Origin of the sequence: Roseibium sp., assembly GCF_025698965.1 — a bacterium.
Taxonomy (GTDB): Bacteria; Pseudomonadota; Alphaproteobacteria; order Rhizobiales; family Stappiaceae; genus Roseibium.
Map to the genome: position 1 here is coordinate 1 of NZ_JAILWL010000182.1, position 11,538 is coordinate 11,538.

The window sequence follows — 11,538 nt, forward strand, 5'->3', positions numbered from 1 at the left end:
ATTGCACCGCGGCGATTGCCTCTCTCTGATGCTCGATGGCCATAACGACGCCGTCTTCCGTTTCGGCAGTCACCCTGAAGTCGCCTGGAAGCGTGTCCCGCTTGGCAAAGAGTGAGTGATACCGTCCGACAACAACTGGCGCGTTCAACCCTTCAAACAGCAGGGAATTGCCCGATAGGCTGATGGGAGACGGTTTGCCGTGCATCGGGATGTCCAGTTGGCCGAGGTCGGCACCGAAGTATTCTGAAAGAGCCTGCAACCCGAGGCAGACACCGAAAATCGGCAATGCCCGAGCACGTGCCCTGCCGATGGTCGCTGCGCAATCAAAATCTTTCGGATTTCCAGGGCCAGGTGACAGAACGACCAGATCAGGATTGACGTCGTGAAAGACATGATCGGCAACCGGCGTCCGGTAGGTGACCACCTCTGCGCCAGTCTGTCTGAAATAATTGGCGAGCGTATGGACGAAACTGTCTTCGTGATCGACAAGCAGGATTTTCAAACCTTTTCCAGGCTTCTTTTCTTCCGGCTTTTCCTTTGTCTTGGTCGCAAGACCAGCCTCGCGCACCGCAGCGCGCATGGCTTCCGCCTTGAGCTCGGTTTCAGCCTCCTCATCTTCCGGCACGCTGTCATATAGCAGCGTGGCTCCAGCACGGATCTGCGCAGTGCCGTCCTTGATGCGCACTGTCCGAAGCGTCAGTCCGGTATTCATGTCGCCGTTGAACAGAACTGCTCCGATCGCGCCGCCATACCAGGCACGAGATGATTTTTCATGATCTTCGATGAATTGCATCGCCCAGCGTTTTGGGGCGCCGGTCACCGTCACCGCCCAGGTGTGAGACAAAAACGCGTCGAGCGCATCCAGGTCTTCACGCAAAGTTCCTTCGATGTGGTCGACCGTGTGGATCAGGCGGGAATACATCTCGATCTGACGCCGGCCGATGACCTTGACCGAACCAGGCACACAAACGCGGCTCTTGTCATTCCGGTCGACGTCGGAGCACATTGTGAGCTCTGCCTCGTCCTTTGCGGAATTGAGAAGTTTCCGGATCTGCGCTTCGTCTTCAATGGCGTTCTTGCCGCGCCGGATGGTGCCGGATATCGGGCACGTCTCAACGCGCCGACCTCCGGTCACGCGGACATACATTTCCGGCGAAGCGCCAACGAGATATTCCGCGTTGCCAAGATTGAAGAAGAAGGAATAAGGGGAGGGGTTAATCTGTGCCAGACGCCGGGAGACCGCTGAAGGTGGGTTGGCGCAGGGTTCGTAAAACGTTTGGCCGGGTACGGTTTCGAACAAATCTCCGCGACGGAAGTAGTCCTTGGCCGTTTCGACCAGCTTGGCATATTCGCCCGGCTCATGGTCGCCTCGTCCCGGATCCCTGTTCGCAGGCGTGTAGGGGCGGTTTTCACCAGTCCGCTGCATCCCCTTGGTTGTCTTGCCATGCACGACAAAATCATATTCCAGGACGTAAGCGCGCTTGCCATGGTGGTCGACGATCAGAATTTCGTCCGGCAGGAACAGGACTACATCCCGCTGGTCTTCCGGTCGGTCAAGTTTCAGATCAATCGGCTCGAACTGAAATGCGACGTCGTAACCGAACGCACCATAAAGACCGAGCTGCTCATCATCGCAAGCAAACAGGTCTTTGAGCGCACGTACAATAGAAAATGTGGACGGTTGCCGAGACCGTTCTTCTTCGTTGAAGAGTCGGTCGGGTTTCTTGACGGTCAAGTTGATCCGATCGTCGTCTGCCTCGAAGGTTTCAACCACTTCATGTGTTTTCAAGGCATCCCTGATTGCCGGAATCAAGATCCTGCCACGGTCGTTGAGTGCGCGGATTTCCACTTTACGGTCAGCGGCCTCCAAAACCAGAGGCGGATTGACCAGAGCCATGTCCCACCGCGTGTAACGACCGGGATACTCGTAGGAGGAAGCGAGGACCGCACCAAGTTCGCCATCCAACCGGTCGATCCAGTCAGAGGTGCCGGTTTCATAGTCGGAAGGCCGTGACGTGCGCAGGATCGTGATCCCGCTGTTCGTTTCGTATGTATGATCTGCCGGCACTGGCATGGTTTTTCCGTTCCCGTTCTGATGGCCGTTTGGGATACTTGCAGCCTTATAAAACACCAAGGCCGCCAACGGTATCCCGCGGCGGCCTTGGAGTGATTTTCGATCTGTTCAGAGCATGACTGATCGCTGGCCGCCTATATCGCGCCGCGCCACCACCAAGCTGATTTCAAGATCATTTTCATGACACGAGCCATAACTGATGAACGGACCCATGGCAATGTCAAAAAGGCGCAAGCCGGAATTTAAACGCGGCAGCCTTTCGGCCTTCGAGTACGGAGTTGCGAGTTCCACCAGTTCACTTGCCGGTTCGGCCAGAGCCCGTTCAATGAATGTGCATTATATCTGCACGGTCGGACCCTGGTTGCCGGCGTCTCCGTCATCCGGATCATTTTTTGTCTTGAAGAAGTCCCGGCCTGCATCCTCGATGCGTTTGAATGCGCTTTCGGCCATGAACCCGGACAGAAACGCCAGGAATGCGACCATGTAGGGGCTCAGTTCCACATTGGTCGGCGCGTTCGCACCGCCTTGCGTCAACATCAGCATGCCGGTTCCTGCGAAAAGAAAGATCCCGATGGAGGCAGCGACACCTTCTGCAACATTGGACAGAAGCGTGCCAACACCGACTTGCCTGTTGTTTTTATGCAGAAATTTGCGCGTGAAGGAGACGAGCGACGCCAGGCCGCCAGCTGCGATCGTCACGATAAGTGTCAAAACGATGGTCGGAAGCTTCACAAAGAACAGAAGCGTTCCACCCAGCAGATTGAGAGAGGAGAAAACAAATTCAGACTCTGGCGGCAGTGTTTTGGAAATGTCGTTCTGTGTGCTCAGGAGCTTCCTCAGCCTGTCTTCTTCATGTTTCTTGTTCAGTTCCAGCTTCTTGGCTTCGTAATCCTTGTCCTTGTTCACTGCTCTCAAGGAGAAATATGTGTCCTCATAGGTGGCGATAGCTTCGAAGGTTTCGTCGATTTTCTTGGAAGCCTCTTCAAACGTGGGGATGCTCTCCGAATTATTGTCGAGCTTGTGCTTGAAGAGCGACAGGTGTTCCCGGGTGTTTACGAACAGAACCCTGCCAGCGCTGTCCTCCTTGTTCACTTCCTGGAGGATGTCTTTTACCTGGCGCTCATGGAGCTGATATTCGGTCGTTTTGAGAGATCGTTGAATTTCCTGTATCGAATTGGAAATGTCATTTGCAACCGAAATATTCGATTGCGTAATCGTGAGTGTATTACTTGTCATTTCTGACTTCGCCAAAGAGTAATTAAATTCAATATCGTATAGTTTTCTATTCGTATCAGCGATTTCGGATTCTATTCTGTGGTTTTTCTCAATTGTGTGGATGAGTTTATCCAGGTTTTTGGCCGCATTGACATCAATGGTGTTATTGTTTTGTGCGTTGTTGCCGGTAGAGGCTGTTGTCAAATCAATTTGCGAACGAATGATGTAGGCAGAAAATCCGTACAAGAGTAGAAACAAGGTGCAGACAAAGAACAAGAGTGCAACCAAGCCGGTGCCGCCATAAGCAATTTTCTTAGCATCAATTGGATTTCTACTCATCGTTTGTTCCCCCTCCAAAACTCTGAGTAAAATAATTAACTTACGTTAGGTTATCACCATTGCGCGTGTGGCGTAAAGAAAGCAATTCTGGGATGTCTTCCGATGCGTTTTTCTTGTTTTGTACCTCGGCAACCTCGTTTTCATTGTGCGGATTATGTGTTTTAACGCCCGCAGCTTTTTGACCATGGCAATGCGGGCAACACATGGAACATTTTGATCTGATTGTGATCGGCAGCGGTCCTGCGGGACGGCGGGCTGCGATCCAGGCTGCGAAATTCGGCCGGAGTGTTTTAGTCGTCGAAAAAGGCCGCCGGGTTGGAGGTGTCTCCGTACACACAGGCACGATCCCTTCAAAGACATTGCGTGAAACGGTTTTGAATTTGACGGGCTGGCGTGAACGCGGGTTCTATGGCCGTTCGTATCGGGTGAAAGAGGATCTCACGGCAGGGGACCTGCGGGCGCGTTTGCACATAACTCTCGACCACGAGGTTGAAGTTCTCGAACACCAGTTTGCCCGGAACAAGGTGGATACGATCCGAGGTGCCGCGAGTTTCGTCGATTCGAACACGATCGAAGTTGAAGGAGAAGCGGGAGAAATCCTGAGGTTTAATGGGGACAAATTCGTTATTGCAGTGGGAACAAAGCCCTTTCGTCCCGACTACGTGCCGTTTGATGGCGAATTCATTCTCGATAGTGACGAAATTCTGGACCTGACGAAAATTCCCCGATCTATCGCAGTCATCGGGGCAGGCGTGATCGGGGTAGAATATGCGTCGATCTTTTCTGCGCTCGATGTCCATGTGACACTGATTGAACCGCGCGAAACCATGCTTGATTTCCTGGACAAGGAACTGGTCGCCGATTTCACGCATCAGCTGCGCGATCGGGGGATTGCCCTTCGGTTTGGGGCAAAGGTTGAAAAAATCGAAAAACACGGCCCGGCGGATTGTGAAATCACGCTGGAAGGAGGCAGGTGTGTCCGCTCCAACGTCATCCTGTTCGCGGCGGGTCGCATGGGGGCAACGCCATCGCTCAATCTCGAGAACTGTAAGCTTGGCGTTGACCATCGCGGTCGCCTGAAAGTCGATCCGATGACCTTTCAGGCCGAAGTACCCCATATCTTTGCAGCCGGTGACGTGATTGGATTTCCAAGTCTTGCCTCGACCTCAATGGAACAGGGAAGGATTGCGGCCTGTCACGCGCTTGGCGAGAAGGCCTATGATCCGCCTGAGTATTTTCCGTATGGCATTTATGCGGTGCCGGAGATTTCGACAGTCGGAATGACCGAAGAAGAAATCAAGGAACGCGGGATCCCTTACGAATGTGGCGTTGCCCGGTTCCGGGAAACTTCCCGCGGTCACATCATGGGGCTTGATACCGGGATGCTCAAAATGATCTTCTCGCTAAAGACCCGGCGCTTGCTTGGGTGTCACATAGTGGGTGAGGGGGCGACGGAGCTGGTGCATATCGGTCAGGCCGTGTTGAACCTCAAGGGCACGTTGGAATATTTCGTTGAAAACACCTTCAACTATCCGACGCTGGCCGAGGCCTACAAGATTGCCGCGCTCGATGCCTGGAATCGCATGCCGCCTTTGGAAGAGTAGATTTAACGCAAATTCCTGAAAGTCTTCCTGCGTGCAAATCGTGGTTTCGGTCTGCACCTGTGTGTAGATTGCGTTCACGATCAATTGTGAACGAGTCCGCTGAAAGTTTGCCATGCCTCAGACACTGCTTTTGAAAAACGCCGACATGCTCGTCACAATGGACGGCGACCGTCGGGAAATTCCCGGTGGTGGGCTCTATGCTGAAGACGGCATTCTCAAAAAGGTCGGCGTGACCGAGGATCTGCCGGAAAACGCAGACAAGGTGATTGACGCCTCGGGCCAGATTGTCCTTCCTGGTTTCGTCAATACGCACCATCATCTAAACCAGACCTTGACCCGCAACCTGCCGGCCGCACAGAACAACAATCTGTTTCCCTGGCTTCAGGCGCATTACAGAATCTGGGCGAAAACCGATCCGGATGCATCGCGTGCCAGTACGCTGATTGGTCTTGCTGAACTTGCCTTGTCCGGCTGCACGACGGTGTTCGACCATACCTATCTTTTCCAGAGCGGAAACAAGGTTGATTATCAGATTGAAGCCGCGCAGGAACTCGGGGTTCGTTTTCATGCAAGTCGTGGATCGATGTCCCTGGGAGAGAGCAAGGGCGGTTTGCCACCTGATGATTGTGTTGAGAACGAAGAGGACATTCTGAAGGACAGTATCCGCGTGATCGATCGCTATCACGATGCCTCTTTAGGGGCGATGACCCGCATCGTGGTTGCTCCTTGTTCGCCGTTCTCTGTGTCTGAAGATCTCTTGCGGGAGAGCGCGCGTCTTGCCCGTGACAAGGGCGTGATGCTGCACACTCACCTGTGCGAAACGCTGGACGAAGAACGCTACACGCTCGAACGGTTCGGCAAACGTCCGGTGGAGTGGATGGAAGGGCTTGACTGGACGGGACCGGATGTCTGGTATGCCCATGCGATCCATGTCGACGATGATGAAATTCGTCTTTTTGCAAATACCGGGTGCGGCGCAGCCCATTGTCCATGCTCCAACATGCGCCTGGCCTCGGGCATTGCACCGGTCAAGAAATACATGGCAGCGGGTGTCAAGGTTGGCCTTGGTGTTGACGGCTCGGCCAGCAATGACGGTTCGAACATGCTGATGGAGGTGCGGCAGGCCATGCTGCTGGCTCGCCTGCAGCTTGGGTTGTTGCCACCGGAAGGGCCACGCAAACATGCGCTTCTGCCTCCCTCGCATCCATTGCGGGCGGGTGAATGGATGACGGCTAGGGAAGCCCTGGAGTTGGCAACAATAGGTGGAGCGTCAGTTCTCGGGCGGGACGATGTCGGTTCGCTGGAGCAGGGTAAATGCGCTGACTTCTTTACTTTGGACTTGAATACACTGCAGTTTGCAGGTGGTCTGCATGACCCGGTGGCCGCGGTGGTATTCTGTGCGCCACAAGCGGCCAAGACGACTGTCATCAACGGCCAGATTGTTGTTGAGGAAGGGCAGATTGCAACGATGGAAATGGGGCCGGTCATTGAGGCCCATAATCGACTCAGCCTCGCGCTGGCTTCGTCCGTCTGATCAGGGAGAGCATTCCCGATTTCAGCAGAGCCAGCAGTTTTCCGGCATTGCGGCCGTAGTGATTTCGCCGCCGTCGGCAATCCAGCTGGTTATGCCGTTTTCCACATTGACGACATTCGTGAATCCCGCCTGTCCAGACAGGTATTCGGAGAGAACCTGACTGCGTCTGCCGGTTCTGCAGATAAGAATCACCTCCTCAGCAGGACCTGAAATCAGCTTCCGAAGCGCGGTGCCGAAAGCTGGGTTGACGTTACCGCTGGCATCGAAAAACGTCACCAGATGACTTCCAGGAAGTACGCCGGTCTGTTGCCATTCGTCCGGGCGGCGGATATCGATCACGGTCGCACCCGACGCAAGCTTTTCCTTCAACGCTTCATTGCCGATATCGGAAAACTTCTTGCCTTTAACCTCAAGGAGTTCGATTTCAAATTTCAAGGTCGCATTGGGTGGAATGACACCTCCGGCGCCCTGGGCGCCATAGGCAAGGTCTGGCGGAATAATCAGCTCGCGCTTGCCACCAACCTGCATACCTTCAACGCCTTTCTCCCAGCCGGGAATTACCCGGCGTTCGCCAAGGGTAAAGGAAAACGGTGTTCCGCGATCAAGGCTTGAATCGAACTTGGTTCCATCCATGAGCCAGCCGGTATAGTGGACGACTACGGTTTCCCCGACATTGGCTTCTTCGCCTGTACCCTTCTCGATCTCCCGGATCTGCAGTTGGTCCTGAGCTATGGCGGGGAGAGTAAGCGTCAGCGAGATCACAATGCCGAACAGCCATTTTATCATCACGTTTGTTCCATTGGTTTAATGAAGTAGGTTTCCAGAAGATCTGTGATCGGCAATCCGATTGCAAATCAACGCTACCTGAACAAGCGTGTTTTTGAAAAGGACTGAAACCATGCTGTGGCGCTTTGGCACAATTCTGACGACGGTATTCATTGCAACTGCATTCAGTGGCGTTCAAAGCACGGCTTCCTTTGCTCAGGAAATTGAGCTGTCGCTGCCGCTGGCTTGCGACCTTGGCAAGGACTGTTTTGTTCAGAATTTTGTCGATATCGATCCTGGAGACGAGGTTCAAACCGTAGCCTGCAAACCTGCAAGCTACGATGGTCACAAAGGCACGGACTTTCGACTGCTGAACACACAGATAACGGGTGATGTTCTGGCATCGGCACCTGGAACCGTGAAGGCTGTGCGCAATGACATGCCGGACAAGTTGGTCGTTTCCATGGAAGACAGGGTGCGTGTCAGAAACAAGGAATGCGGTAATGGCGTCGTGGTCGATCATGGCGGTGGTTGGGAAACGCAATACTGTCACCTGCGCAAGGGATCTGTTCTGGTAAATGCGGGTGATCAGCTGGACCGCGGTCAAAAACTAGGCGAGGTCGGATATTCCGGTTTTGCTGCGTTCCCACACGTGCATCTGTCACTTCGAAAGGACGGCAAGACTGTCGACCCGTTTATCGGGGCTGTTGAACGGAGTGCCAAACAGATTGAAGTCTGTGCATCAGGTGACAATGGCAAACAGAACTTGGAAAGGAGCTTGTGGCAGACCGACACTGAGTTGATGCTGGAAGATGCGCTAGGGAGCATTATCCAGCTAGGCTTTTCCGACGGTCCCGTGACAACCTTGAATCTGGAACAAGGGTTGGAAAACGCGCCGTCCGGCCGTTCTCCCGCACTTGTCTTTTTCGCGAGACTGATAAATCTGCAGCAGGGGGACAGGATCGCAATGCGCCTGGTAGGACCTCAGGGCGTCCTGGCGGAAACCGAAGGCAAGCCGATTGAAAGTCAGAAAGCGCAATGGGTTGCGTTTTCAGGGCGGAAACTCAGAACCAATGCTTGGCCGAGCGGAGAATATGTCGGTACGGCTACCTTGGTTCGTGATGGCAAAGCCTTTCGTGAAGAAACAGCCCGGTTCCAATTGGAGGATTGAATCCGGGCTTGTCAGAAACACGAAAGAACGCTGTCGTCAGGACTTTCACGGCGGCTTAGACCTGATGTCAGTGAGCTATAGTTCCGCGATCAGATGTTTGTCGACAATGCGCTGAACCATTGGCGCAAAGTGCCAGAAGTCCGGCGTTTCCATTTCCGGCTGTTTTCCGGCCTCATCAAGATAGCGAACCTGGATGATTTTCTTCAGATTCGGGTTCTTTTCAAACTCCGTTACCTCCTCTGGATCCATGGGACCGCCCTGCAGGTTGAGCGAGTGGACGGAAGCCTCCGAAAGGCGATTGAAATAGTCCGGTTTGGTTGCGCACAGGTAGCGTTTCGCGGCCACGTGATAGCGGACGCAATCGGTAATGACCGATGGAAAAAAACCGCTAAGAACCTCGGCCCCGGCTTCCTCGTGATAGCGGTCCTGTGTGTCGTTCATCGAGAAGGTGCCGAATTCCGATGTGAAGTGACCGATATCGTGTAGCAGCGCGCCAACGATGATTTCTTCATCCAGGCCGTTCTGTTCAGCCAGCGTGGCGCCCTGCAGCATGTGTTGTGCCATGGTGACCGGCTCGCCGAGATATTCCTCATCGCCACAACGTTCAAAGATGTCGCCCAGAAAAGCGACAATGTTCTCGCGGGTCAAAGTGGTGAAATCCGGCTTGCTCATTCGGCTGCCTCCAGCGAAGTCACTTGCAGTGAGGCGAGGGTGGACAGAAGTCCGTCCTTATCCGAGTAGCAACCCTGCAGCCAGCGCGTTCCGGTTCCCGAATAAGCCTTGCGGGCGTGCAGTACCCTTGTGTTGTCAACAATGAAACACTCACCAGGTTCAAGCCTGAATGTGACTTCCATGGACGGATCATCGATAATTTCACCGAGCCTCCGATAGGCCTTGTAGTAGGTGTCCATGTCGTTAAAGGGAACATCGGTGATCGCGGCGGTGGACCGGTTGTTGAAGCGGAGCGCTATAAGTTCGCCATCCGGAGCAAGTTCTATCATTGGTTTGCGGGATCTGAGGATCACTCCCTTCTCCCCGGCATATTCAAAACGGGCACAATAGCGGCTTAAGACGTCGAACCAATCGGCGTTTTCTTCCCTGAGGCGCTGGGCTGCCCTGAACCCGTCCACCACCATATTCTCGCCACCTGCCGCAGAACTTTCGAGGCAGTAGAGAACCTGAACGCTCGGCACAGGATCACGGTAGGGATTGTCGGTATGCGCCTGCAGCCCAAGACCGGTAAAGGCAAGGTTTGTCGGATTGACCTCCGTGCGAACTTCAAAGTGACGGCCATAGTTCGTTTCTCTGACAAAGCCGAACAACTCGACAACTTGCATCAGCGCCTGGTCTTTTACCGGCCCGCCCTCAAGCTTGCCGAAGCCATATCGGGCAACATCCGCCAACCAGTTGGTCCTTGCGTTCGGATCGGAACTCACCAAACCGAAATCAGCGGAAGGGACATTTTGGTTCAGCGCGCTGTCCCAGGTCTCGATACCCGGTGCGAGCCAACCTTTTTCGTCGGATGCTGCACGGTCATAAGAATGGGCACGCAGCCAGGATACCGGATATTCGACGGATTTGCTCTCGGGAGAAAAGGTGACTTTCAGCGTTTCGCCGACAATTTCAGCAGATGAAATGCGAACATCCGGGCTGATGTCCCGCAACGCAATCAAACGCTGTCCGTTGATTGGCGACCGCGTCTCCGCATCGGTTGCATTGTCCCGCAGCCAGATTGCATGAAACCGATGTTGTTTTTGATCGTCCTTAAGTGCGAGAAAATCACCCGCATCGCTCACTGCAACGTCCATCATCTACCAAAGCCTCTCCAATTTGGTTCATGACAAGATCGACGGTTCTTTCTATAAAATCAAATTAGGAATTATGACGCTAAGGGTTCGTTTTGGTTATGGATAGAGCCAGATTTGACAATCTGCCGCTTGAGTGGGTGCGAGCATTTGAAGTGGCTGCCAGGTTGGGAAGTTTCACTGCGGCGGCTCAGGAAACCGGCTTGACGCAGTCGGCCATCAGTCAACGGATCGGGAAACTGGAAAAGCGGTTGAATACGCAACTCTTCCTGCGACAAGCCCGCCAGATTTCACTGACGGTTGAAGGTGAAACTTGGTTGCCGCACGTGCGCTCAGCGCTTGAAAGCCTGCGCGAGAGTTCTGAAGGGCTTTTCGGAATTTCGCGAAAACGCCTCACAATCTCGGCCAGCGGATCGATCATCGAACTCTGGCTTCTTCCGCGTCTGAAGCGCCTTCGTGCCGATATCGATGCGCAGGTTTCTTTCAGGACCATGGTACTTTCCGCGGAAACCGTTCCGGAATTCAGCACCATCCAGATCCGTTATGGCACAGGAGACTGGCCGGTTACCTACAAATTGCCGCTTTATAGCGAGGCACTGGCACCGGTCGCTTCGCCAGATCTGCTCAAATCCGCACAGCAGTGGACGGAATTGCCGCGAATTGCGCTTGTGGGGCCACGACCAGGCTGGAATGAGTGGTCCACGCGTTTCGGTATTCCGACAACACCGCTTCCGGACTTGCGTTTTGACACGTTTTCATCTGCTCTGTCGGCGGCGCGCGCCGGGTTCGGCGTTGTGCTCGCATCGCTTCCGCTTTGTCAGCAGGACATGGCGTCGGGTCGCCTCGTTCGCGTGTCGGAACAATCTCTGCCGCACCACGAGACCTACTGGTTGCTGGCATCGAAAGACGCCGTTTCCCGCCATCAATGGAATTTGCTCGAACAAGGCCTAAAAGCGAGTGGCGAATGACGTGCGCTGAATGCAGCAACGAGTACTAGATTTTGTTTTTCATCGGGTCCTTGGCGGAGCGTA

9 protein-coding genes are annotated in these 11,538 nt (G+C 54.0%); 4 read left to right on the plus strand and 5 right to left on the minus strand.

Annotated features, from left to right (window positions below):
• Both K5905_RS15740 and K5905_RS15745 read right to left on the minus strand, forming a co-directional pair.
• A partial coding sequence (locus K5905_RS15740) for an anthranilate synthase component I (protein ID WP_297585599.1) occupies window positions 1–2,074 on the minus strand: 2,074 nt, incomplete at its 3' end.
• A 336-nt stretch (window positions 2,075–2,410) separates the two neighbouring features.
• Window positions 2,411–3,310, minus strand: a complete 900-nt coding sequence (locus tag K5905_RS15745) for a hypothetical protein (RefSeq protein ID WP_297585600.1) — start codon at window positions 3,308–3,310, stop codon at window positions 2,411–2,413.
• Between the two features lie 521 nt (window positions 3,311–3,831).
• Here K5905_RS15745 and sthA point away from each other — a divergent pair.
• Both sthA and K5905_RS15755 read left to right on the plus strand, forming a co-directional pair.
• On the plus strand, window positions 3,832–5,232 hold the full coding sequence (gene sthA / locus K5905_RS15750) for a Si-specific NAD(P)(+) transhydrogenase (protein ID WP_297585603.1): 1,401 nt from the start codon (window positions 3,832–3,834) through the stop codon (window positions 5,230–5,232).
• A 112-nt stretch (window positions 5,233–5,344) separates the two neighbouring features.
• Window positions 5,345–6,766, plus strand: a complete 1,422-nt coding sequence (locus tag K5905_RS15755) for an 8-oxoguanine deaminase (protein ID WP_297585605.1) — start codon at window positions 5,345–5,347, stop codon at window positions 6,764–6,766.
• A 21-nt stretch (window positions 6,767–6,787) separates the two neighbouring features.
• Here K5905_RS15755 and K5905_RS15760 read toward each other — a convergent pair whose 3' ends face one another.
• Window positions 6,788–7,552 (minus strand): FKBP-type peptidyl-prolyl cis-trans isomerase, encoded by a 765-nt coding sequence (locus K5905_RS15760; protein WP_297585607.1) that lies wholly within the window; start codon window positions 7,550–7,552, stop codon window positions 6,788–6,790.
• A 112-nt stretch (window positions 7,553–7,664) separates the two neighbouring features.
• Between K5905_RS15760 and K5905_RS15765 the strand changes: the two genes are divergently transcribed.
• A complete protein-coding gene (locus K5905_RS15765; protein ID WP_297585609.1) occupies window positions 7,665–8,702 on the plus strand; it encodes a M23 family metallopeptidase in 1,038 nt (345 codons plus the stop codon).
• A gap of 75 nt (window positions 8,703–8,777) precedes the next feature.
• Here the strand turns inward: K5905_RS15765 and K5905_RS15770 are convergent, their stop codons facing one another.
• Together K5905_RS15770 and K5905_RS15775 are read right to left on the minus strand one after the other, a co-directional pair.
• Window positions 8,778–9,374: an HD domain-containing protein gene (locus K5905_RS15770; protein WP_297585610.1), complete on the minus strand. Its 597-nt coding sequence runs from the start codon at window positions 9,372–9,374 to the stop codon at window positions 8,778–8,780.
• Entirely contained in the window at window positions 9,371–10,513 is a 1,143-nt protein-coding gene (locus tag K5905_RS15775; protein WP_297585611.1) for a TauD/TfdA family dioxygenase, read from the minus strand. Before K5905_RS15775 ends, K5905_RS15770 begins: the two co-directional genes overlap by 4 nt.
• Before the next feature lie 95 nt (window positions 10,514–10,608).
• Here K5905_RS15775 and K5905_RS15780 point away from each other — a divergent pair, with 95 nt between their 5' ends.
• Complete coding sequence (locus K5905_RS15780) at window positions 10,609–11,475, plus strand: LysR family transcriptional regulator (protein WP_297585612.1); 867 nt, start codon at window positions 10,609–10,611, stop codon at window positions 11,473–11,475.
• Window positions 11,476–11,538 lie beyond the last annotated feature (63 nt).

Excerpts from the sequence above, each read along its gene's own strand:
- K5905_RS15745 (WP_297585600.1), bottom strand. The coding sequence starts at position 3,310 with ATGACAAGTAATACACTCACGATTACGCAATCGAATATTTCGGTTGCA.
- sthA (WP_297585603.1), top strand. The coding sequence starts at position 3,832 with ATGGAACATTTTGATCTGATTGTGATCGGCAGCGGTCCTGCGGGACGG.
- K5905_RS15755 (WP_297585605.1), top strand. The coding sequence starts at position 5,345 with ATGCCTCAGACACTGCTTTTGAAAAACGCCGACATGCTCGTCACAATG.
- K5905_RS15760 (WP_297585607.1), bottom strand. The coding sequence starts at position 7,552 with ATGATAAAATGGCTGTTCGGCATTGTGATCTCGCTGACGCTTACTCTC.
- K5905_RS15765 (WP_297585609.1), top strand. The coding sequence starts at position 7,665 with ATGCTGTGGCGCTTTGGCACAATTCTGACGACGGTATTCATTGCAACT.
- K5905_RS15770 (WP_297585610.1), bottom strand. The coding sequence starts at position 9,374 with ATGAGCAAGCCGGATTTCACCACTTTGACCCGCGAGAACATTGTCGCT.
- K5905_RS15775 (WP_297585611.1), bottom strand. The coding sequence starts at position 10,513 with ATGATGGACGTTGCAGTGAGCGATGCGGGTGATTTTCTCGCACTTAAG.
- K5905_RS15780 (WP_297585612.1), top strand. The coding sequence starts at position 10,609 with ATGGATAGAGCCAGATTTGACAATCTGCCGCTTGAGTGGGTGCGAGCA.